This window comes from Streptomyces sp. NPDC051555, from assembly GCF_044454405.1.
GTDB lineage: Bacteria > Actinomycetota > Actinomycetes > Streptomycetales > Streptomycetaceae > Streptomyces.
This window is the reverse complement of record NZ_JBITDP010000001.1, coordinates 520,848-541,650: the sequence shown is the minus strand read 5'-3', so window position 1 is coordinate 541,650 and position 20,803 is coordinate 520,848. Positions and strand designations below refer to the sequence as shown.

General features: G+C 72.6%; 18 protein-coding genes, 1 tRNA gene and 1 riboswitch. Of the genes, 13 read left to right on the top strand and 6 right to left on the bottom strand.

The window, feature by feature from the left end; all coding sequences use genetic code 11:
• The first annotated feature begins 198 nt into the window (after nt 1-198).
• The 3 genes from ACIBEA_RS02295 to ACIBEA_RS02285 are packed head-to-tail and all read left to right on the top strand — an operon-like array spanning nt 199 to nt 2,947.
• Nucleotides 199-1,047: a carbohydrate ABC transporter permease gene (locus tag ACIBEA_RS02295; RefSeq protein WP_399256996.1), complete on the top strand. Its 849-nt coding sequence runs from the start codon at nt 199-201 to the stop codon at nt 1,045-1,047.
• Nucleotides 1,044-1,922, top strand: a complete 879-nt coding sequence (locus ACIBEA_RS02290; RefSeq protein WP_399256994.1) for a carbohydrate ABC transporter permease — start codon at nt 1,044-1,046, stop codon at nt 1,920-1,922. The genes ACIBEA_RS02295 and ACIBEA_RS02290 overlap by 4 nt, the downstream gene beginning before the upstream one ends.
• 26 nt (nt 1,923-1,948) lie before the next feature.
• Complete coding sequence (locus tag ACIBEA_RS02285) at nt 1,949-2,947, top strand: hydroxyacid dehydrogenase (RefSeq protein ID WP_399257901.1); 999 nt, start codon at nt 1,949-1,951, stop codon at nt 2,945-2,947.
• Here the strand turns inward: ACIBEA_RS02285 and ACIBEA_RS02280 are convergent.
• Both ACIBEA_RS02280 and ACIBEA_RS02275 read right to left on the bottom strand, forming a co-directional pair.
• Nucleotides 2,935-3,744 (bottom strand): sugar phosphate isomerase/epimerase family protein, encoded by an 810-nt coding sequence (locus tag ACIBEA_RS02280; RefSeq protein ID WP_399256992.1) that lies wholly within the window; start codon nt 3,742-3,744, stop codon nt 2,935-2,937. The genes ACIBEA_RS02285 and ACIBEA_RS02280 overlap by 13 nt on opposite strands.
• A complete protein-coding gene (locus ACIBEA_RS02275; protein WP_399256990.1) occupies nt 3,741-4,817 on the bottom strand; it encodes a LacI family DNA-binding transcriptional regulator in 1,077 nt (358 codons plus the stop codon). The genes ACIBEA_RS02280 and ACIBEA_RS02275 overlap by 4 nt, the downstream gene beginning before the upstream one ends.
• Nucleotides 4,818-4,999: 182 nt before the next feature.
• Here ACIBEA_RS02275 and ACIBEA_RS02270 point away from each other — a divergent pair, with 182 nt between their 5' ends.
• The 6 genes from ACIBEA_RS02270 to ACIBEA_RS02245 all read left to right on the top strand — a co-directional run bounded on the left by ACIBEA_RS02270 (nt 5,000) and on the right by ACIBEA_RS02245 (nt 12,801).
• Complete coding sequence (locus ACIBEA_RS02270) at nt 5,000-6,151, top strand: Gfo/Idh/MocA family protein (RefSeq protein ID WP_399256988.1); 1,152 nt, start codon at nt 5,000-5,002, stop codon at nt 6,149-6,151.
• On the top strand, nt 6,148-7,302 hold the full coding sequence (locus ACIBEA_RS02265) for a dihydrodipicolinate synthase family protein (RefSeq protein ID WP_399256986.1): 1,155 nt from the start codon (nt 6,148-6,150) through the stop codon (nt 7,300-7,302). Before ACIBEA_RS02270 ends, ACIBEA_RS02265 begins: the two co-directional genes overlap by 4 nt.
• The gene (locus ACIBEA_RS02260; protein WP_399256984.1) at nt 7,299-8,132 is read left to right on the top strand and encodes a sugar phosphate isomerase/epimerase family protein; all 834 of its coding nucleotides are present in this window, start codon (nt 7,299-7,301) and stop codon (nt 8,130-8,132) included. Before ACIBEA_RS02265 ends, ACIBEA_RS02260 begins: the two co-directional genes overlap by 4 nt.
• Nucleotides 8,133-8,190: 58 nt before the next feature.
• Complete coding sequence (locus tag ACIBEA_RS02255) at nt 8,191-10,584, top strand: polysaccharide lyase 8 family protein (RefSeq protein WP_399256982.1); 2,394 nt, start codon at nt 8,191-8,193, stop codon at nt 10,582-10,584.
• Nucleotides 10,585-10,641: 57 nt separating this feature from the next.
• Entirely contained in the window at nt 10,642-12,273 is a 1,632-nt protein-coding gene (locus ACIBEA_RS02250; RefSeq protein ID WP_399256980.1) for a N,N-dimethylformamidase beta subunit family domain-containing protein, read from the top strand.
• A gap of 123 nt (nt 12,274-12,396) precedes the next feature.
• Nucleotides 12,397-12,801: a VOC family protein gene (locus tag ACIBEA_RS02245; protein WP_399256978.1), complete on the top strand. Its 405-nt coding sequence runs from the start codon at nt 12,397-12,399 to the stop codon at nt 12,799-12,801.
• Between the two features lie 63 nt (nt 12,802-12,864).
• On the opposite strand, the gene ACIBEA_RS02240 is transcribed toward ACIBEA_RS02245, so the two are convergent.
• Genes ACIBEA_RS02240 through ACIBEA_RS02230 form a run of 3 tightly spaced genes read right to left on the bottom strand, consistent with a single transcriptional unit; the run spans nt 12,865 to nt 15,682 of the window.
• Nucleotides 12,865-13,653, bottom strand: coding sequence for an ABC transporter ATP-binding protein (locus ACIBEA_RS02240; RefSeq protein WP_399256976.1), 789 nt, complete (start codon nt 13,651-13,653; stop codon nt 12,865-12,867).
• The gene (locus tag ACIBEA_RS02235) at nt 13,650-14,711 is read right to left on the bottom strand and encodes a FecCD family ABC transporter permease (RefSeq protein ID WP_399257899.1); all 1,062 of its coding nucleotides are present in this window, start codon (nt 14,709-14,711) and stop codon (nt 13,650-13,652) included. The genes ACIBEA_RS02240 and ACIBEA_RS02235 overlap by 4 nt, the downstream gene beginning before the upstream one ends.
• Entirely contained in the window at nt 14,675-15,682 is a 1,008-nt protein-coding gene (locus tag ACIBEA_RS02230) for an ABC transporter substrate-binding protein (protein WP_399256974.1), read from the bottom strand. Before ACIBEA_RS02230 ends, ACIBEA_RS02235 begins: the two co-directional genes overlap by 37 nt.
• Nucleotides 15,683-15,728: 46 nt before the next feature.
• Nucleotides 15,729-15,864: riboswitch (cobalamin riboswitch) on the bottom strand.
• A 346-nt stretch (nt 15,865-16,210) separates the two neighbouring features.
• Here ACIBEA_RS02230 and ACIBEA_RS02225 point away from each other — a divergent pair.
• Nucleotides 16,211-17,023 carry a peptidoglycan-binding protein gene (locus tag ACIBEA_RS02225; protein ID WP_399256973.1) on the top strand — a complete coding sequence of 271 codons (813 nt, stop codon included), beginning with the start codon at nt 16,211-16,213 and terminating at the stop codon, nt 17,021-17,023.
• An 85-nt stretch (nt 17,024-17,108) separates the two neighbouring features.
• On the opposite strand, the gene ACIBEA_RS02220 is transcribed toward ACIBEA_RS02225, so the two are convergent.
• Nucleotides 17,109-17,181 (bottom strand) — tRNA-Trp (locus ACIBEA_RS02220).
• Between the two features lie 184 nt (nt 17,182-17,365).
• Between ACIBEA_RS02220 and ACIBEA_RS02215 the strand changes: the two genes are divergently transcribed.
• The 3 genes from ACIBEA_RS02215 to ACIBEA_RS02205 all read left to right on the top strand — a co-directional run bounded on the left by ACIBEA_RS02215 (nt 17,366) and on the right by ACIBEA_RS02205 (nt 20,730).
• On the top strand, nt 17,366-17,917 hold the full coding sequence (locus tag ACIBEA_RS02215; protein WP_399256971.1) for a DUF4352 domain-containing protein: 552 nt from the start codon (nt 17,366-17,368) through the stop codon (nt 17,915-17,917).
• Between the two features lie 192 nt (nt 17,918-18,109).
• Entirely contained in the window at nt 18,110-19,444 is a 1,335-nt protein-coding gene (locus ACIBEA_RS02210; RefSeq protein WP_399256969.1) for a glycoside hydrolase family 18 protein, read from the top strand.
• An 83-nt stretch (nt 19,445-19,527) separates the two neighbouring features.
• The gene (locus ACIBEA_RS02205; protein WP_399256967.1) at nt 19,528-20,730 is read left to right on the top strand and encodes a serpin family protein; all 1,203 of its coding nucleotides are present in this window, start codon (nt 19,528-19,530) and stop codon (nt 20,728-20,730) included.
• The last annotated feature ends 73 nt before the right edge of the window (nt 20,731-20,803 follow it).

Here is a 20,803-nt window from a genome sequence, read left to right as displayed (position 1 = left end):
CGATCGGGCCGGGTGCCGGCGCCGGCGGACCGGACGGGGCCGGGTGGGCACCACCGCCCGCCGAGCACACGGCCGCAGAGCCGTGGAGGTGGCGGCGGGGAGGACGGCCCGGCCCGTACCTCCGACCCCACCACCCCGCCCGGCAGGGCCACGGCCTCGACCCCGGCCACGCGGAACCGCACCGCCCCGCTCCTCTTCATGGCCCCCTTCTTCCTCCTCTTCGCCCTGGTCACGGTCGCCCCCATCGCTTACGCGGGCTGGTTGAGCCTCTTCCACGACGAACAGTCCGGCCTCGGCTTCGGTGGCACGCAACGCGTGTTCAGCGGGTTCGGGAACTACGCGAACGCCCTCACCGATCCCCTCTTCCTGGCCTCCTTCCGCCACGTCGCCGTCTACTGCCTGCTCTACATCCCCGTCATGGTCGGCGGCGCCCTGGTCCTCGCCCTCCTCCTGGACTCCGCCCTCGCCCGCGCCAAACGGTTCTTCCAGATCGCCTTCTACCTGCCGCACGCCGTCCCCGGCCTGATCGCCGCCGTGATCTGGCTGTACCTCTACACGCCCGGCCTGAGCCCGGTCCTGGACGTCCTCGACGGCGCCGGACTCTCCTGGAACTTCTTCGGCCGCGACGAGGCCCTGTTGTCCGTCGTGAACATCTCGGCCTGGCAATGGATGGGCTACAACATGATCATTTTCTTCGCCGGACTCCAGGCCGTGCCCCGCGAAACGCTGGAGGCCGCCACCATGGACGGTGCCGGGGCCATCCGTACCGCCTTCCAGGTCAAGGTGCCGAGCATCCGCCCCACCCTCATCCTGACCGTGCTGTTCACCTGCGTCGGCGCCGTCCAGCTCTTCGACGCCCCGCAGTTGCTCCAGCTCCGGGCCAACGAGATGGGCGAATCCTGGTCACCGACGATGTACATCTTCAGCGCCGCCTTCAAGAGCCACGACTACGGACTCGCCGCCGCCGGGGCCCTGCTCCTCGCCCTGGTCGCCGGAGCCGCCTCTTACGTCGTCACCACGCTCGGCAACCGCTGGAGGGACGCATGACACACACGCTCACCAGGCCCCCGGCGCGGCGCGGCGGACCCTCCGCTCTCCTCTCCAAAGCAGCCGTCAACGCCGCCCTGTTGCTGGTCGCCGCCTACACCCTGATGCCCCTCGCCTGGCTGGTCATGGCGGCGACCAAGAACCGCCGCGACCTCTTCTCCACCGATCCCTACTCCTTCGGCGACTTCCACCTCCTCACCAACCTCCGCGACGTCTTCGCCTACGACGACGGGATCTTCGGCCGCTGGCTCGGCAACAGCCTCCTCTACACCGTGGTCGGCTCTGTCCTGTCCGCCCTCATCAGCGTGGCCTGCGGATACGCCTTCCACGCCTACGACTTCCGGCACAAGGAGCGCCTCTTCGGCGTCGTCCTCGCCGGTGTCCTGGTCCCTGCGACCGTGCTCCAGCTCCCCCTCTACCTCATGGCCTCGGCCGCCGGGGCCGTGAACACCTACTGGGCCTATCTGGTGCCCGCCCTGGTCAACCCCTTCGGGGTCTACCTGGCCCGGGTGTTCGCCGAGGGCTACGTCCCCGACGAGGTACTCGCGGCCGCCCGGATGGACGGCGCGAGTGAACTCCGGGTCTTCGCCCACGTGTCGTTCCCGATGCTCTGGCCCGGGTTTGTGACGATCTTCCTGTTCACCTTCACGGCCATCTGGAACAACTTCTACGGCGCGCTGACCATGCTCAACGACGAACGGCTGTACCCCGTCAGCCTCGGGCTGTTCATGTGGAACCGCAGCGTCTATCAGCAGCCCGAGCTGTACCCCCTCGTCATCACCGGTTCGCTCGTCGCCGTCGTCCCCCTGGTCCTGGCCTTCCTCGGCCTCCAGCGGTTCTGGCGCTCGGGCCTCACCGCGGGAGCCGTCAAGTGATCCACCGCCCCGTCACCCTGCTCGCCATGAACCCCGGCACGCGCAGCGCCGTGCTGAGCGACTCCCGCACCCTGTCCGAGCTGCGCCGGGTCGCCGACATCGACCTCGACCTCCTGCTCGTCGATTTCACGGACTCCACCGGCCCCGGCGCCCTCCCGGGCGCCCGGCTGGCAGCGACCGAGGTGCTGTTCACCGGGTGGGGGTGCCCGCCGCTGGACGCGGCGGCGCTGGCGCGCATGCCCCGGCTCCGCGCCGTGGTCCACGCGGCCGGCAGTGTCAAACACCATGTGACCGACGCCTGCTGGGAGCGCGGTCTGCTCGTCTCCAGCGCAGCCGCCGCCAACGCGGTGCCCGTCGCCGAGTACACGCTGGCGGCGATCCTCTTCGCCAACAAGCGCGTACTGGAGTCGGCCCACCTCTACCGGGCCACCCGCGGCCCGATCGACCTGCTGAGCCGCTATCCCACGGTCGGCAACTACCGTCGCACGGTCGGCCTGGTCGGAGCCTCCCTGATCGGACGGCGGGTCCTGGAACTGCTCCGCGCCTTCGACCTGCGCGTGCTCGTCCACGATCCGTACGCCGACCCGACCGAGCTGGAGGCGATGGGCGCCGAGCCCGTGGCTCTCGACGAGCTGCTCTGCCGCAGTGACGTGGTCAGCCTGCACGCCCCCGCCCTCCCGCAGACCCGTCATCTGTTGGACGCCCCGCGGCTCGCCCTGATGCGCGATGGGGCCACGCTCATCAACACCGCCCGCGGTTCGCTGGTGGACACGGCGGCCCTGACCGAGGAACTGGTCTCCGGACGACTGCACGCCGTCCTCGATCACACCGAGCCCGAAGTACTGCCCACCGCCTCCCCCCTCTTCAATCTGCCGAACGTCCTGCTCACTCCCCATGTAGCCGGCTCGCTCGGCGGAGAGCTGGACCGTCTGGCGGCCACGGCCGTCGAGGAGCTGGAGCGCTACGCCCTGGGGCTCGGCTTCCGCTACGGCGTCGACCCGGGCCGGTTGGCCTACTCGGCGTGACGCGCCTCCCTCCCTGTCGCCCGCACCAGCCCTGCGAGGTACGCGCGGCCCGCCGTGAGCAGACCCGGCAGGTCCTCGGCCGCGGGGTACCAACGTCTCTCGTACTCCCAGCAGAGCCAGCCGCCGGGTGGGGCGACAGCCACCGCCTCGGCCAGCGGCAGCGTCCCGCGGCCCAGCCCCAGTGGTGTCAGGTCCTGCGCCGAGGCCACGTCCTTGACCTGTATGTAGCCCAGGTGCCCGGACAGTTCCCGGCTCGACCGTCTCGGGCTCTCGCCACCGAGCCAGGTGTGCAGTACGTCCCACAGCGCCCCCGCGCCCGGGTGCCCGACCCGGTCCAGCACCCTCGCCACGGCGGCCCCGGTGCGGTGGGAGTCATGGGTCTCCAGCAGGATCCGGACGCCGGCGCGCCGGGCGATCGGCGCTGCGGCCGCGAGTCTGCGCACGGCGAGCGCATCGGCACCGGCTCTCGCCGGGTCCCCTGCGCCGGGGAAGACCCGGACGTAGGGCGCCCCGAGGTCTGCGGCGAGCTCGGTCAGCGCTCTCACCTCGTCGAGGACGGGTCCGTCGGGGCCCTCGGCCGCGACCCGGGCGTAGCCCGCGACCGTGAGGATCCCGACGCCGGCGGCGGCGAAGGCCCGGACCGCGGCGGCCCGGTCGCCGGACGTGGAGCCGGGGTGGAGGGGCTCCTCGGGATGGGCACGCAGTTCCACCCCGTCGTATCCGTGCGTCGCGGCGAGGGCCACGGTCCGCGTGAGCGGTGTGCCGGGCAGGCCCAGGGTGGAGAAGGCGTACTTCATGGCCGACTCCCCGGGGGCGGGGGCGCGGTGGAGCCGCGCACCATCAGTTCGGTGGGCAGGGTGGTGATGCCGCCGGGCGGGGGCAGTCGGCGTCCGGTGACCAACTGCGCGGCGAGCGCACCCGCTTCGCGCAGGGGCACGCGGACGGTGGTGAGGGCGGGCGCCGTGTCCACACAGAAGGGCAGGTCGTCGAATCCGGCTACGGACACGTCCTCGGGGATCCGTATCCCCTCCTCCCTCAGGGCCGCGGCGACTCCGGTCGCGACCGTGTCGTTGGCCGCGACGACCGCGGTGAAGGGCGCGCCGCGACGCAGCAGTTCGCGGGTGGCGTCATAACCGGCGTGGCGGTCGAAGCTCGCGTGGACGGTCAGCGCTTCGCAGGCCCCGGCCAGAACGGGGTTCTGTCGGTGGAGGGCGGCTCGGTGTCCGGCGAGTCGCTCCCGGGTGGTGCTCAGCCCGGGTGGCCCGGCGACGTAGGCGATCCGGCGGTGCCCCAGGCTCAGGAGGTGTTCCGCGAGGCGGAAGGCGCCTCCGTGGTCGTCGAACATCACGGTGGCGACGGGAAGTGCGGCCGGCACCGACAGCGGGGGACGGCCGCAGAGCACCACGGGGACGCCGGCGGCGGCCATCCGCGCGACCCGGGCGGTCAGCGCCGCCGTGTGCGCGGGCTCCTCCACGGCGCCACCGGTGAGCACGACGCCGCCGGCGCGCTGGCCCTCCAGCAAGGTCAGGTAGGCCAGTTCGGCCGCGGGTTCGCCTTCGGTGTTACAGACCACGGCGAGCCGGCGGCTCCCGAGGTGGCCGCCCTCCGGGCCGAGCGCATTTTGCAGGGATCCGGCGAGGATCCCGAAGAAGCTGTCGGCCACGTCGTGGACGAGGACGCCGACGAGGTCGGACGTGGCGGCCGCGAGGGCGCGCGCCGGGCCGTTGGCCACGTAGCCGAGCTCCTCGATCGCCCGCTCCACCCGGGTCCGGGTCCCTCCGGCCACGGGGTAGCCGCCATTGAGCACGCGCGAGACCGTCGCGGGCGACACGCCCGCCTGCTCCGCGACTTCTGCCAGAGTCACCGCCATTTTCCCGCCCCTTCCGTCTGCCCGGGTCATCGTCTCATCCGGTGTGTGGATCTCCATGTTCGCAAATTTAGAAAGCGCTTTCTATCACCCGAAAGAGTCTTGTCTCGAAGAGATCCGCGGCTCTAGCCTGATCGGAGTGAAAGCGCTTTCTATCAGCGCCCGATGACGCGAAGGAGGACACCATGGAGCGCAGGACGATCAAGATCGCCATGAACGGCGTGACCGGGCGGATGGGGTACCGCCAGCACCTGGTCCGCTCCCTGCTCGCACTGCGCGAGCAGGGCGGCCTGGACCTGGGCGACGGCACCGTGCTCTGGCCCGAGCCGGTGCTGGTGGGCCGCCGGGAACCAGCACTGCGGGCCATCGCCGACCGGCACGGCCTGGAGCACGTGAGCACGGACCTCGCGGCGGTCCTCGCCGACCCCGAGGTGGAGGTCTACTTCGACGCCCAGGTCACCAGCGCCCGCGAGGCCGCCCTCGGCCTGGCCATCGCCGCCGGCAAGCACGTGTACTGCGAGAAGCCGACCGCGCTCACCTTCGAGTCGTCGCTGCGGCTGGCCCGCCTCGCCGCGGCCGCCGGGGTCAAGCACGGGGTGGTCCAGGACAAGCTCTTCCTGCCGGGACTGCTCAAGCTCAAGCGGTTGATCGACGGCGGGTTCTTCGGCGAGATCCTCTCCGTCCGGGGCGAGTTCGGCTACTGGGTCTTCGAAGGGGACTGGCAGCCCGCGCAGCGGCCCTCCTGGAACTACCGGTCACAGGACGGCGGAGGAATCGTGGCCGACATGTTCCCCCACTGGGAGTACCTGCTGCACGAGCTGTTCGGCCCGGTCCGCACGGTGCAGGCACTGACCCGCACGCACATCGGCCGCCGCTGGGACGAGGACGGCAAGCCCTACGACGCCACGGCGGACGACACGGCCTACGGGATCTTCGAGCTGGAGGGCGGCGCCGTCGCCCAGATCAATTCCTCCTGGGCGGTGCGGGTCCACCGGGACGAGCTGGTGGAGTTCCAGGTCGACGGCACGCACGGCTCGGCGGTGGCCGGGCTGCGCGACTGCCGCGTCCAACATCGCGCGATGACACCCAAACCCGTCTGGAACCCCGACCTTCCCCAGACCGAGCCGTTCCGCGCCCAGTGGCAGGAGGTACCGGACAACACCCCCTGGGACAACGGGTTCAAAGCGCAGTGGGAGCTGTTCCTCAGACACGTCGTGCGGGACGAGCCCTGGCAGTGGGACCTCCTCGCCGGAGCCCGCGGGGTGCAACTGGCCGACCTGGGCCTGCGCTCGTCGGCCGAGGGCAGGCGCCTGTCGGTTCCGGCGGTGACGCTGTGAGCATCGGGCTGCCCTCGGCCGACGGCGGGCTCCGCCTCCACGAACCGTGCCGGGACCCCTTGCCGCCCCTCTCCTTCCCCCCGGCCCGCAGCCGCAGGTTCTACTCCGCCGCACACGTGGTCGCCGACCCGCTGGCCGCCTGCGCGGGAGCGGGCCCCGCGGTCGACTGGGACGGCACCCTCGCCTTCCGGCACCGGCTGTGGGCGCAGGGGCTCGGCGTGGCCGAGGCGATGGACACCGCCCAACGCGGGATGGGGCTGGACTGGCCCACCGCGGCGGAGCTGATCCGCCGGTCCGCCGCGGACGCCGCGGCCGTGGGCGGCCGGATCCTGTGCGGGGCGGGTACCGACCAGCTCCCGGCCGGCGCCCACACCCTCGCCGCGATCTCCGCCGCCTACGAGGCACAGCTGGCACACGTCGAGGCCTGTGGCGCGTCGGCCGTCCTGATGGCCTCGCGGGCCCTGGCCCGCGCGGCCCGGGGCCCGGAGGACTACCTGGAGGTGTACGGAGGGCTGTTGCGCCAGAGCGCGAGACCGGTGGTCCTGCATTGGCTGGGACCCATGTTCGACCCCGAGCTCCACGGCTACTGGGGACACGAGAGCCCGGACCGGGCCACCGACGTCTTCCTGAAGGTCATCGCCGAGCACCCGGACAAGGTGGACGGCATCAAGGTGTCGCTGCTGGACGCCGGACGCGAGGCGGACATCCGTCGGCGACTGCCCGCCGGGGTCCGCTGCTACACCGGGGACGACTACCACTACCCGGAGCTGATCGCGGGGGACGGGGAGTGCGCGAGCGACGCGCTGCTGGGCATCTTCGATCCGATCGCACCGTTGGCGGCCCGGGCCGCGGTCGCCCTGGACCACGACGATCCCGCGGGCTTCCGCGCCCTCCTGGACCCCACCGTGGACCTGGCGCGACACCTCTTCGCCCCACCGACCCGCTACTACAAGACCGGGGTGGTCCTCCTGGCCTGGCTCGCCGGCCACCAGGACCACTTCACGATGGTGGGCGGGCTCCAGTCGGCGCGCTCGCTCCCCCATCTCGCCACCGCCTACGAACGCGCCGACCTGCTGGGCCTGTTCCCCGATCCCGAGCGGGCGGAGCAGCGGATGCGACACCTCCTCTCGGTGCACGGGGTGGCGTCGTGACCGGGGCACCGGCCAGGCTGAGCCTCAATCAGGAGACCGTCCGACAATGGTCCGTGCCCGAGTTGGTGAGCGGATGCGCGGCCGCCGGGGTGACGGCCGTCGGCCTGTGGCGCGATCCGGTGCGGGCCTTCGGGGTACGGGACACCGCGAAGCTCGTCGCGGAGGCGGGGATCCGGGTCAGTTCGCTGTGCCGCGGCGGCTTCTTCACCGCGGACGACCCCCGGGGCCGCGCGACCGCGCTCGACGACAACCGCCGGGCCGTGGTCGAGGCCGCGGAGCTGGGCGCCGACACACTGGTACTGGTCTCGGGCGGGTTGCCCCCCGGGGACCGGGACCTGGTCGGGGCGCGGCTGCGGATCGCCTCCGTCCTCGGCGAGTTGGCACCCTGGGCGGCGACGCACGGGGTGCGCCTGGGCATCGAGCCGCTGCATCCGATGTTCGCCTCGGACCGGTGCGTGGTGTCCACCCTCGGCCAGGCGCTCGACCTGGCCGAGCAGTTCCCTGCCGAGCAGGTCGGGGTGGTGGCCGACTCCTACCACGTGTGGTGGGACGAGCGGCTCCCCGTGGACCTGCGCAGGGCCGGTGAGGGTGGGCGGATCGTGTCCGTCCAGGTGGCGGACTGGGTCACTCCGCTCCCCGAAGGGGTGTTGCTGGGCCGGGGGCAGCTCGGCGACGGCAGCATCGATCTGCGGGCCTTCCGCGAGTTGGCCGACGCCGCCGGGTACGCGGGGCCGGTCGAGGTGGAGATCTTCCAGCCGGGCCTGTGGGCCCGGGACGGCGCGGATGTGCTGCGGGAGGTGATCGAGCGCTACCGCGAACACGTCGAATGACCGGTCGGTAGATGGCCCCTGGAGCGTCGATGGATCCACGGGGCGAAAGGAGTTGGCGATGACGGAAGTATGGAGTCGGCGGGCCTTCCTCTCCACCGCGGGCGGGGGTGCGCTCTTCCTCGCGGCACCCGCCGGGCAGGCGGCCGCACAGGCTGCGGAGGACGTCCACGACGGCATGCGGGCGGTGTGGCGCGGTCTCGTCCTGGGCGGTGACCTGCCCACCGGAGCGGAGCCGTTCCGCTCGCGGCTGGCCTCGCTGGGCGAGATGGCCGGGGGCTGGGTGGCGGCCATGGCCCCGGCCGCCGGTTCGCTCTGGCCCGACCTGGTGTTCTCCACCGATCCCGAGATGCTGATGCAGAGCTACTACCGGCTGCGGACGATGGCGGAGGCCTACGTCCGGCCCGGGACGGGGACGACCGGCTCGGGGGCGCTGCTCTCGGCCCTGCTCATCGGGCTCGACCACCTGCACGCGCGGGCCTACCACGCGGGGCAGGCACCCTACGGCAACTGGTACTGCTGGCAGATCGGTGCGCCGCAGGCGCTGCTGGACCTCTGCGTGCTGCTGTACGACCAACTGTCGCCGACGCGGCTCACGGAATCCTGCGCGGCCGTGGACCACTTCGTGCCGGACTCCGTGGTCGGCTCCTACACCGGGACCAGCACCGGTGCGAACCGGGTGGACCTGTGTCGGGTGCTGGCGGTGCGCGGGGTGGTCGGCAAGCAGTCGGCCAAGATCGCTCTGGCTCGCGACGCCCTCGCTCCGGTCTTCCCCTACGTCACTTCAGGAGACGGCCTGTACCGCGACGGGTCGTTCGTCCAGCACACGTGGGTGCCCTATTCGGGTACCTATGGTGCGGTGCTGCTCGGTGGTCTGGGCCTGCTGTCGGGGGTGTTGAAGGGGACCCCCTGGGCCGTCGTCGACCCCGGTGCGCAGGTGGTCTTCGATGCGGTGGAGGGCTCCTGGGCCCCCTTCCTCTTCAACGGTCTGGCCATGGACTGCGTCAGCGGCCGGGCCATCAGCCGGGGGCTGGCCGCGGCAGACGTCCGGCAGGTGCGGCAGGACGACCACGCCCGGGGCCACGCACTGCTCGCCGGGATCCTGCTGCTCGGTGAGGGGGCGAGCGCTGCCGAGCGGGCCCGATGGCGGGCACTGGTGAAGGGCTGGATGGCGCGGGACTACTACAGCCGCCCACTCGCCGACGAGTCCCTGCCCCTCTCCGCGCTGGCCCGGCTGGCCGAGGTGGAGGGCGATCCGGCCGTGCCGGCAGCGGCGGAGCCGGTCGGCCACCGCTTGTTCGGTGCGATGGACCGGGCCACGCACCGGCGGCCCGACTGGGCGGCTTCCCTGGCCATGGCCTCCCGCCGCATCACGCACTACGAGACGGGCAACGGGGAGAACCTGCGGGGCTGGCACACCGGCAGCGGGATGCTCTGCTGGTGGGGCGCGACCTACGGCAACGGGCAGTACGCGGACGCCTTCTGGCCGACGGTCGACCCCTACCGACTGCCCGGGACCACCGTCTCGCGCAAGGTGCTGGCCGACGGCGCGGGAGGCGACTGGGGAGCCTCCCGGCCGGACGCCGTGTGGGTGGGCGGCTGCACGGACGGAGAGTTCGCCTCGGTGGGGCAGCACCTGCGGGGCCTTTCCAGCACCCTCACGGCCCGCAAGTCCTGGTTCTTCCTCGCCGACACGATCGTGTGCCTGGGCGCGGGCATCCGGGCCGCGGACGGCGCCGTCGTCGAGTCGGTCATCGACAACCGCAACCTGGGGGCCGCCGGTACGCACGCGCTGACCGTCGGCGGCGCACTCCAGCCGACCGCTCCGGGCTGGTCGGCCGCCTTCTCCTCCCCCGGTTGGGCACACCTCGCGGGGTTCGGCGGGTACGTCATGTCGGGGGCGGGCGGGTTCAAGGCCCTGCGGGAGCAGCGCACGGGACGCTGGAGCGACATCAACCGGAGCGGCTCCACCACCGCGCTGACCCGCCGCTACCTGACGCTCTGGTACGACCACGGCACCGATCCCACCGCGGGGTCGTATGTCCATCAGGTACTGCCCGGCGCCACGGCGGCCCGGACCGCCGCCCGGGCCGCCGCTCCGGGGTGGCTGACCGTCCTGGCCAACTCGGAGGTGGCCCAGGGCGTCACCGTCCCGTCCCTGGGGTTCACCGGGGTCAACCTCTGGCAGGCCGGCACGACCGGTCCGGTCGAGGTGGGCGGGCCCTGCTCGGTGACCGTCCGGGAGCGGTCCGACGGGACGGCCACGGTCCGCGTCAGCGATCCGTCCCGGACACAGACCGCGCTCACCGTGGTGTGGCACCGACCCGTCGCCGAGGTCCTCACCCGCTCCGCCGGGGTGGTGTCGGCCGTCCCCGGCGCCGTCCTGCGGTTGGGGTTCGCCGACCTCACCCGAGCGGCGGGAGCCGCCCAGGAAGTGGTGGTGCGTCTGGGCTGAAGCGCGGGGCCGCGCCCGGTTCGAACTGGTCCGAACGGGTGACATAACGTGCCCTTCATGGATCAGACGCACAAGGCAGGGGACGGTGGAGGAGCGGCCAGGCGGCGGTTCCTCGCGATCGCGACGGGTGCGGCCACGGTGGCCGGGCTCGGGGCCGTCGCGGGCTGTGCGGACGGGGCGGGTTCCACCGACGACGCGGGCGCGGGCCGCACGCCGAGCGGAGCGTCGAAGCCCTCCGGCTCCGCCGGGGCCGGCGATCCGGCCGGACCGCACGCCTTCGACGTCAAGGCCGAGAACGCGCGGCCGGGCAACGCCGACTGGGGCGTGGCCAAAGCCGGGCCCGCGCGGGCGATCGAGGGTTTCGCCGACCGGGTGAGCGTCCTGCCGGGCGAGTCCTTCGGCCTGCACGTGTCCACGACCGCGCCGCGGTTCACCGTCTCCGCCTACCGGATGGGCTGGTACGGCGGGGCGCGGGCCCGCCTGGTGTGGCGCTCCCAAGCGATCAACGGCGCCCGCCAGCCCGAGGCCGCGGTGGAGCAGGGGACGCGGATGGTGCGGGCCCCCTGGGCCCGCACCACCACCGTCGAGACGAAGGACTGGCCGGAGGGAAGCTACCTGCTGCGCTTGGACGCGCAAGGCGGCGAGGGCCAGCGGTTCGTCCCGGTCACCGTGCGGTCCGCGGCCACCAAGGGCCGTACCGTCATCGTGAACGCGGTGGCGACGTGGCAGGCCTACAACAAGTGGGGTGGGTACAGCAGTTACGACGGCCCGAACGGTGGTTTCGCCTCGCGCTCCCTGTCGGTGACCTTCGACCGGCCGTACGAGTACGACGACGGCGCGGGACTGTTCCTGGTCTACGAGGCTCCGCTGATCGCATTGGCCGAGCGGCTCGGCATACCCCTCGCCTACACCACGACCACCGATGTGGCCCGTGAGAAGCGGCTGCTGGAAGGAGCCACCACCGTCGTCTCGCTCGGGCACGACGAGTACTGGTCGCCCGAGCAGCGCGCACACATCACCGCCGCCCGGGACGCGGGGAGCAACGTCGCGATACTGGGCGCGAACTGCTGCTACCGCCGCATCCGGCTGGAGGCGAGCGACCTGGGCCCGGACCGTACGGTCGTCTGCTACAAGACGTCCTACGAGCAGGACCCCGGCTTCAAGCGGGGGCACCCGGCGACCGTGGACTTCCGCACGGCCCCCGGAGCGGACCCGGAGAGTGCGCTGCTCGGCGTGATCTACGACGGCTACCCCGTGGACGCTCCGTACGTGGTGACCAACCCGGGCCACTGGCTCTTCGAAGGCACGGGCGTGCGGGCGACCGACCGCTTCCCGCACCTGGTGGGCGTGGAGTACGACAAGGTCAGCACCGGCTTCCCGACCCCGCGCCCGATCGAGATACTGGCCCACTCCCCCGTGGTGTGCGAGGGCCGGCCCAGTCACCAGGACACCGCCTACTACACGACGCCGAGCGGCGCCGGGGTGTTCGCCACCGGAACCATGCGCTGGGTCGAGGCACTGGACGCGACCGGGGACGGACGCAGTGGCGCCAACCACGGCCTCGACGCGCGCGCCGGCGCGCTGACGACCCGGGTGACGGAGAACCTGCTGCGCGCCTTCGCAGCGGGTCCGGCCGGCCGGACCCGTCCCGCCCAGGACAACGTCAAGGCGGTGTACGGCGGTTCGTGACCCAAAAGCAGTCGCCACGGGATGGAACGGGCGTTTAGGATCACCCACACGTCATCGCGTGCCGGTCACCGTCCGGGTGAGGCATGGAGGTGGCCGTGAGGTGCCTTGCGGAGGCATTCACCCATGTCAGTCGAGTTGAACCACACGATCATCCACTCCCGCGACAACCGGGAGTCGGCCGAATTCCTGGCACACGTCCTCAGTCTCGAAGTCGGTCCCGCGTGGGGCCCCTTCGTCCCCGTCGACACCGCCAACGGCGTCCAGTTGGACTTCGCCACCGTCCCGTCCGGGACGCTCACCCCCCAGCACTACGCCTTCCTGATCTCCGAGGCGGAGTTCGACGCGTCCTTCGCCCGGATCCGGGCGAAGGACATCACGTACTTCGCCGATCCGATGCAGAAGCAGCCCGGCGAGATCAACCACAACGACGGGGGCCGGGGGCTGTACTTCCTGGACCCGTCCGGGCACGGGATGGAGATCATCACCCGCCCCTACGGGAGCGGCGCCGGCGGCGCGACCACGCGGTAGTCGGCGCGACGGTTCAAGGGGGGCGGCGCCGCGTACACCGGGCGCCGCCCCCTCGCCGTCCGCTCAGGGCAGGTAGACGATGTTCGGTGCGCCGGTGGTGGGGTGGGCGGTGATCCGTGTGCGCACGCCGTACACCTCGGCCAGGAGTTCCTCCGTCAGGACCTCTCCCGGCGGTCCGGACGCCACCGCCCGTCCGGCCTCCAGGACGTAGAGCCGGTCGCAGAAGGACGCGGCGAGGTTGAGGTCGTGCAGGACCAGCAGGGCCGTGGCGGGCAGGTCCCGGACCAGGCCGAGGACGTCCAGCTGATAGCGGATGTCGAGGTGGTTGGTCGGCTCGTCGAGCGCGAGCAGGCCGGGTTCCTGGACGAGGGCACGGGCCACGAGCGCGCGCTGGCGCTCGCCGCCGGACAGTTCGTCGAAGCGGCGGGCCGCCAGCTCCCCGGCGCCCACCGTCTCCAGTGCGCCGGCGACGCGCAGGGCGTCGGCCGGCCCGTCCTGCTCCCAGAACCGTTTGTGCGGACTGCGCCCCATGGCCACCACCTCGCGCACGGTCAGCCCGAAGGTGCCGCTCGCGTCCTGCGGTACGACCGCGACCCGACGGGCCCGTTCCTTGACGCCCAGCGAGGCCGCGTCCACGCCGTCCAGCACGACCCGCCCGCCGGTGGGCCGCAGGGTGCCGTACACGCAGCGCAGCAAGGTGGTCTTGCCGCTGCCGTTCGGACCGACCACGCCGACCGTCTCGCCGGGATGGGCGGTGAGGTCGACGCCGTGCAACAGCGGCTTCCCGTCGACCTCGTAACGCACGGCCTCGGCCCGTAGTTCCAGCGCCCGCGAGGGCGGCGACGCCGTCATCCGGTCACCCCCTCGCTGCGGCTGGAGCGCCGCAGCATCCACAGGAAGAACGGGCCGCCGACCAGCGCGGTGACGACGCCGACCGGAATCTCCTCGGGCGCCGCCGCGGTACGGGCGACCAGGTCGGCCAGCATCAGGAACACGGCCCCGCCCAGCGCGGCCACCGGCAGGAGCGCCCGGTGCCCGGCGCCGACGACCATCCGGGCGGCATGGGGAACCATCAGCCCGACGAAACCGATCGCACCGCTGAAGGCCACCAGCACTCCGATGACCAGGGAGGTCAGCACGAAGACGGCGGCCCGGAAGCGACCGGTGTCGAGCCCGAGGGTCCGCGCGTCCTCCTCGCCGGCGAGCAGCAGGTCCAGCGGCCGGGCGAGGCCGAGCAGCAGCCCGGTCCCCACGGCCAGGACGGCCGCGGGCAGGGCCAGCTCGTCCCAACGCGCCCCGCCGAGGCCCCCGAGCGTCCAGAAGAGGATGGAGCGGACCTCCTCGGCCCGCGCCGAGAGGACCAGCACCAGGCTGGTCAGCGCGGACAGGATGTACTGGACGGCGACCCCGGCGAGGATCAGCCGCCCGGTGGTCATGGTCCCGCCGCGCCGGGCCAGGGCGTACACGGTGACCAACGCGCCGAGCGATCCGACGAACGCGGCCAGGGGCAGCGTGACGCTGGTCGCGACGCCCGCTCCGAGGCCGAGCACGATGACGGCCACCGCGCCCGCAGAGGCCCCGGAGGACGCGCCGAGCAGGAACGGGTCGGCGAGCTGATTGCGCACGAGGGCCTGCAACACGGCCCCCGTCACGGCCAGTCCGGCTCCGACCACGGCCGCCAGCAGCACGCGCGGCATCCGGACGTCCCACACGATGGAGGCGAAGGCACCGGGGCGCGGTCCGTCCGCCACGATCCCCAGCACCTGGCCGGGAGCGATCCGCACCGGCCCCAGGGCCAGGCCCGCCACCGCGCAGGCGGCGAGCGCGAGGGCGAGGAGGACGAGGACGAGCGGGGTGCGGCGGCGGTCCGCCCTCACCGGGCGTCGGGGTGCAGCTGACCGGCGAGGGATTCGACGGCGTCGGCGACGCGCACCCCGAGGACGGCCGAGGACAGCGGCAGGACCACGAACCGCCGGTCCCTGATCGCGGGAACCTGGGCGAGGGCCGGGTCGTTCAACAGGCGCTGCTTCTTGGCTTCGACGCCGGTCCCGCCGTAGTCGTAGATCAGCACGATGTCGGGCTTGCGCTCGATGACCTTCTCCCAGGACACGTCGCCGAAGGTGTCCTTCAGGTCGGCGAAGGCGTTCGTCCCGCCCGCCAGCGAGACGATCTCGTTGCCGATGCCGTTGCCGCCCGAGGTGAAGGCCGCCGTCTCCCCGGAGTCGTAGACGAAGACGGTCGGGCGCGTCGTGTCCTTCACGCGTGCCGCGACGGCGTCGATGCGGCGCTGCTCGTCCTCGATCAGCCGCGCGCCCCGGTCGGGCACCCCGAAGGTACGGGCCACCTCGGTGATCTCGGTCTTCAACTGCTCGAATCGGACGGGGCCCTGGGTGCAGTACTCCACGCTGAGACGGGTGTTGATACCGCTCTTCCCCAGCGTCTCGCGGTCGCGCCCCTGGGACTTGTCGAAGGCGCTGGAGTAACCCCCGTAGACGAAGTCGGGGTTGGCGCCGAGGAGCAGCTCCTTCGACGGGTACTCCTTCGCCAACACCTTGATCTTGTCGTAGGCGGGCCGGTACGCGGGCAGGACGGCGTCGTCGATGTAGGCGGTGCCGGCCATCCGGTCGCCGAGGCCGAGGGCGAGCAGCACCTCGGTGGCGTGCTGGTTCATGGCGACGGCGCGCCGGGGCGGTTCCCGGTACGTCGTGGTCACACCGCAGTTGGTCACCGTGTACGGGAACCCCGCGGCGCCGGACGTCGGCCGCGCCGCACCCTCGCCCGTCGCTCCCTCCTCGGCGGCGCCGCACGCGACGAGCGGTATCAGGAGGGTCAGGGGGGCGAGCGGGGTGAGCGCGCGCAGGGCGGCGCGGAAACGCGACATGGCGGAGCCTCTCCGGGGGATCCTCGTCCCCTGGTCGAAAGGAAGTCGAAAGGAAGAGGCGGCACGTCAGTGTCTGACTCCCGGACCCGCGAGGGCCCGGTCACAGTGGCGGGACCGTACCGGTTTCACACCGGTTTCCTGGTACGCGCCGCCCGGGGGTAACCCGGACAATTCTGCCAGACCATCCGCGCCCTGGTGCCGGCGCCCGACCGCCCGCGCCGCCCGCGGAGCCCCGTGGGCCGCCGACCGGGCCCGGCCGCATTGCCGTTGCCCCGGATCGCGGCGCCGCTGGTGGCCACGAGAAGGAGCTGAATCGATACAGCAGCTCAGGGACGCATCGGCCGCCACATTCGGGGGGACCACTTGGGAGATCAACAGCTCCTGATACCTCACTCGGGCGGGCCCCGTCCGGCTGCCGGCTGCCCGCCCGCCCGCCCGCCGCGACGCTACCGGACGACCCGCGCCGTCCGAGGCGCTCCCCGAATTCCCACCGCCCCGGTCACACCCCGTCACACCTGGAGGATCCCCATGAGCACCTCACCCCAGTGGCGGCAGCTCACCGACCACCTGATGTCCGTACCCGAGCAGATCTACGAAGGCTGGAACAGCACCGTCGGCTGGGACAACTACACGCGTTGGGGACGCGAGTTCGGCGAGGACGGAGTCGCGTGGTGCGTCATCTTCGACTGGTGCACCTACCACGACGCCGGTCTCGACGCGATCGTGCCCAAAGTCGACAACGTCTCGGCGTTCAGCGACTGGGCGCAGCGCCGCGGCCAGTGGTCCGCGTACCCCAGCGCCGGCGCCTGGGTGAACTTCGGCAACGGCGCGCACACCGAGATGGTCACCGGCTTCGACGCGGACACCGTGTACACCAAGGGCGGCAACTCCATCCGGGCCGGGGCCGTGGACCACGGGCAGGGCAACGGCGTCTGGTCGCACTCCAACCCCCGCCGCAGCAGCTACGTCACCGGTTACTTCGCCCCCCGCTACCCGGACGGCGAGTGCCCGCCGACCGCCGATCCCCAGGACCCCCGCGGCGGGAGCGCCATCACCGCCTGGCGCTGGGCACCACCCGTCACCGCGCCCACCTTCGAGCCGTTCCCGGGCGCGGCCTGGTTCACCACGGGCCGCCGCTCGCCGATCGTCTCGGCCATGCACGACCGCCTGGTCGCCGTCGGGTGCGACCGGTACGAGTCGAGCCGCGACAAGGACGTCATCGGACCCGGTGACAAGACCAGCTACGAGGCGTGGCAGCGCACGTGCGGCTTCACCGGTACCGCCGCCAGCTGGCCCCCCGGCCGCACCACCTGGGACCTTCTCCAGGTCCCCAACGTCTGATCCGAACGCCCCGTGGACCACCCGAACGCCCGAAGCCCGGGGTGAACGCGGCGCGTTCACCCCGGGCTTCGGGGGGTTTTCCTTGCAGGGGCGGCAGGACTCGAACCTACGACATTTGGTTTTGGAGACCAACGCTCTACCAACTGAGCTACGCCCCTTCGATGGCCTTAGCTTCGCACGCGGCACGCGGATGATCCAATCGTTTCCAGCATGTGGTCATCGGACGGGATCAGCGGCCGCTCCCGGGGCGCTCCCCGGCCCCGGCGGGGAGCGTCGCAGGTGGCGGGGCCGGGCGCCGAGGGGGATGGTGGGAGGTGGCCCCACGCCCGAGGAGGTTCCGCCATGCGCCGTCTGTGGCCCTCCTTCGCCGCGCCCGCCCTCACCCTGACCCTCGCCCTCACGCTCGCCCTCGCCGCGCCGACCCTCCTCGGAGCCGGACCCGGACCCGGCGTCGCGGAAGCGCAGGGCCGGCTCCCCGCGGGGCCCACCGGAGAGACGATCTCGCTGCGCGGCAATGGGCCCGGCGAGCTGCTCGACGTCACCCTCGTCGCCGTGACCGATCCGGCGACCCCGCGCACCGCGGATCCCGCACGGGATCCGGCGCAGCGGCTCGTCTCCGTCGAGTTCCGCCTGGTCAACACCGGGACGGCCGCCTACACCGACGCCCCGCGCGACGGCTCGTACCTCCTGGACCTGGGCGGCAAGCGGTATTCCGGTGTGGCCAGGGCGACGACGGCCGGGACGGAGTTCCCGGACGGACACTCCCTCGCGCCCGGCGACCGGACCACCGGCAGCGTCACCTTCGAGCTGCCCCGCGACGCCCGCCCGTCGGCGGTGCAGTTCGCGCTGAACGGCGGGACGGCCGACGACATCGGCCAGTGGCCCCTCTCCTGAGCACCGCCCCTCTCCTGAGCACGCCGCTTCCCTGAACGCGCCCCCGCTCAGACCCCCGAGCGAGCCCCGAGCGGCCCCCGGACACCCGCCGCCCCCTTGACCACCCTGGTCCAGACCAATACCTTCCGGGATGCACAGCACGCGCACAGCACGGCTCAGGAGCACCACTCCCCGCATCCGCAAAGGAAGCCCATGCGCCGCAGCACGCTCGGCAGGCTGGCCGTCGCCGCCTGTTCCTTCTCCCTCCTGGCGGCCTTCGCGCCCGCCGCGGGAGCCGCCACCGACCGCGCCGACGCCGACTTCGGTCACGGGCGCACGTACAACCGCGTCGGCTACTTCACCCAATGGGGCGTCTACGGGCGCGACTTCCAGGTCAAGAACCTGGAGACCAGCGGCGCCGCCGCCAAGCTCACCCACATCAACTACGCCTTCGGCAACATCGGCGCGGACGGCAAGTGCTTCACCGGCAACGTCCCCGGTGAGGCGGACGCCTGGGCCGACTACGCCCGCCCGCTCGACGCCGCGGGCTCGGTCGACGGGGTGGCCGACACCTGGGACCAGCCGCTCGCCGGGAACTTCAACCAGCTGCGCGAGCTCAAGGCCAAGCACCCGGGCCTCAAGGCGCAGATCTCACTGGGCGGTTGGAGCTGGTCCACGCACCTCTCGGACGCGGCCCGGACCCCCGCCTCGCGCAAGGCGCTCGTCCAGTCCTGCATCGACCTCTACGTCAAGGGGAACCTGCCCCAGGACGGCGCCCGCGGCGGCGCCGGTGCGGCCGCGGGCCTCTTCGACGGGATCGACCTCGACTGGGAGTGGCCCGGATCGCCCGGGGACACCGACACCACCTACCGGCCCGAGGACAAGCGGAACTTCACCGCGCTGGTGCAGGAGTTCCGTACCCAGCTCGACGCCTACGGCCGGACCCAGAAGAAGAAGTACCAGCTGACCGCCTTCGTCCCGACCGCCCCCGCCAAGATCGACGCGGGCTTCGAGGTCCGGAAGATCATGCGGGACCTGGACTTCGTCACGCTCCAGGGCTACGACTTCCACGTCTCCGGCGAGAAGACCACCGCCCAGCAGTCGGCCCTGTACGCGCGCGACGACTTCAGCGTCGACGGCACGGTGGACGCCTGGCTGCGGCGCGGGGCGCCCGCGAGCAAGCTCGTGATGGGCATGCCGTTCTACGGCCAGGGCTGGACCGGGGTCACCGGCGGCGGCAACGGCATGGGGAAGCCCGCGACGGCGCCGGCGCCCGCGACCTGGTCCGCCGGGTACGAGGACTACAAGGCGCTGAAGAAGCTGGCCGATTCGGGCGCGTACACACTGCACCGGGACCGGCGGGCAGGCAGCGCCTGGCTGTTCGACGGGACCACCCTGTGGACCTACGACGACCCGCAGGTGCTGCGCACGAAGACGGCGTACATCCGTGAACACGGCCTGGGCGGCGCCATGTTCTGGTCCCTGGACGGGGACACCGCGGACGGCGAACTGATGACGGCCGTGGACCAGGGGCTGCGCGGCCACTGATCCACCGGGGCGCCCCCGGTCCCCCCGCGGCCCCCCGCGAAATCCACCGACACGGGAGGCGCCCCGGCCCGTAGCCTCCGCGCATGGACATCACGACGCTGCACGCGGTCAACCGGCTCACCGAACGCTGGGCCGCGGTGGTCCGACCCGACGCCGGGGGCACGGTGTTCACCGCGGCCGGGGTCTGGCCGCTGCTGGCCCTCCTCGCCGACGGCGCGGGCGGCCCCGCGCGCGAGGAGCTGGCGCGGGCCCTCGGCATACCCGCCGAGGGGGCCGCGGCCGCGGCCCGCGAGCTGCTGGACGGGCTCGGCCGGGTCCCCGGCCTGGTGGCGGCGACCGGCCTGTGGACCCGGGCCGACCTCCCTCTGGAAGAGCGTTGGACCGACGCCCTGCCGGACGGCGCGCGCGGGACGCTGACGGGGGACGCGGACGTCGACCGGCCGGTGCTGGACGGGTGGGCGGCCGAGCGCACGGACGGCCTGATCGAGCACACGCCGGCGCCCGTGGGCCCCGAGGTGCTCATGGTGCTCGCCTCGGCGCTCGCACTGCGGGTGACCTGGCGCCGGCCCTTCGACGCGATCCCGACCGGGACCGACGACGGCCCGTGGTCCGGGCAGCGCTTCCTCGGCCTGCAACGGACCACCCGGGAGCTGGACCGGGTCCGGGTGACGCGGTCGCCCGCCGGACCGGTCACGCTCCTGGAGGTGGAGGGGAGGACGGGCGTCGACGTCCACCTGCTGCTCGGCGCCCCCGACGCCGCTCCCGGGGAGGTGCTGGGCGCGGGGATCGCCGCCGTCACCGGGAGGACGCCCGCCGAGGGCGCGAGCACCCTGCCCGAGGGGACCCCCGGGCCGGGACTGGACGTGAGCACGGTCGAGTCCTTTTCGCCGGATCCGTATCTGATCGAGAAGACCGTGGCCTTCGACCTCCGGGCCGAACACGACCTCCTCGACCACGCCCGGCTGTTCGGTCTGGACACCGCGTCCGACGACGCCTTCGGCCACTTCCCGGGGATCAGCTCCGCCCCGCTGGCCGTCGGCTCGGCGCGGCAGTCCGCGATGGCCCGCTTCCACGCGACGGGGTTCGAGGCCGCGGCCCTCACCGCGGTGAGCATGCGGGCGGGCGGCGGCGCGCCGACGACCCGCTACCGCGTCCGTCGCGCCGAGGTCGCCTTCCGGCGGCCCTTCGGATTCCTCGCGGTGGACCGCTCCTCCCGCCTCGTGCTCGCGGCGGGCTGGGTGAACGAGCCCCTGCCCCACGCAACCCCCTATGCCCCCATTTTCTAGGATGTGAGGACCTGGATCCGGACCCCGGTGCGCCCCACGCGCCCTTGTGCGAGAGAGTGCTCACCGATAAGTG

What these genes read in the sequence shown, in the direction of transcription:
- ACIBEA_RS02245 (WP_399256978.1), top strand. Translation starts at nt 12,397, where the DNA reads ATGTCAGTCGAGTTGAACCACACGATCATCCACTCCCGCGACAACCGG.
- ACIBEA_RS02210 (WP_399256969.1), top strand. Translation starts at nt 18,110, where the DNA reads ATGCGCCGCAGCACGCTCGGCAGGCTGGCCGTCGCCGCCTGTTCCTTC.
- ACIBEA_RS02255 (WP_399256982.1), top strand. Translation starts at nt 8,191, where the DNA reads ATGACGGAAGTATGGAGTCGGCGGGCCTTCCTCTCCACCGCGGGCGGG.
- ACIBEA_RS02285 (WP_399257901.1), top strand. Translation starts at nt 1,949, where the DNA reads ATGAACCCCGGCACGCGCAGCGCCGTGCTGAGCGACTCCCGCACCCTG.
- ACIBEA_RS02270 (WP_399256988.1), top strand. Translation starts at nt 5,000, where the DNA reads ATGGAGCGCAGGACGATCAAGATCGCCATGAACGGCGTGACCGGGCGG.
- ACIBEA_RS02205 (WP_399256967.1), top strand. Translation starts at nt 19,528, where the DNA reads ATGGACATCACGACGCTGCACGCGGTCAACCGGCTCACCGAACGCTGG.
- ACIBEA_RS02290 (WP_399256994.1), top strand. Translation starts at nt 1,044, where the DNA reads ATGACACACACGCTCACCAGGCCCCCGGCGCGGCGCGGCGGACCCTCC.
- ACIBEA_RS02275 (WP_399256990.1), bottom strand. Translation starts at nt 4,817, where the DNA reads ATGGCGGTGACTCTGGCAGAAGTCGCGGAGCAGGCGGGCGTGTCGCCC.
- ACIBEA_RS02225 (WP_399256973.1), top strand. Translation starts at nt 16,211, where the DNA reads ATGAGCACCTCACCCCAGTGGCGGCAGCTCACCGACCACCTGATGTCC.
- ACIBEA_RS02250 (WP_399256980.1), top strand. Translation starts at nt 10,642, where the DNA reads ATGGATCAGACGCACAAGGCAGGGGACGGTGGAGGAGCGGCCAGGCGG.
- ACIBEA_RS02295 (WP_399256996.1), top strand. Translation starts at nt 199, where the DNA reads ATGGCCCCCTTCTTCCTCCTCTTCGCCCTGGTCACGGTCGCCCCCATC.
- ACIBEA_RS02230 (WP_399256974.1), bottom strand. Translation starts at nt 15,682, where the DNA reads ATGTCGCGTTTCCGCGCCGCCCTGCGCGCGCTCACCCCGCTCGCCCCC.
- ACIBEA_RS02215 (WP_399256971.1), top strand. Translation starts at nt 17,366, where the DNA reads ATGCGCCGTCTGTGGCCCTCCTTCGCCGCGCCCGCCCTCACCCTGACC.
- ACIBEA_RS02280 (WP_399256992.1), bottom strand. Translation starts at nt 3,744, where the DNA reads ATGAAGTACGCCTTCTCCACCCTGGGCCTGCCCGGCACACCGCTCACG.
- ACIBEA_RS02240 (WP_399256976.1), bottom strand. Translation starts at nt 13,653, where the DNA reads ATGACGGCGTCGCCGCCCTCGCGGGCGCTGGAACTACGGGCCGAGGCC.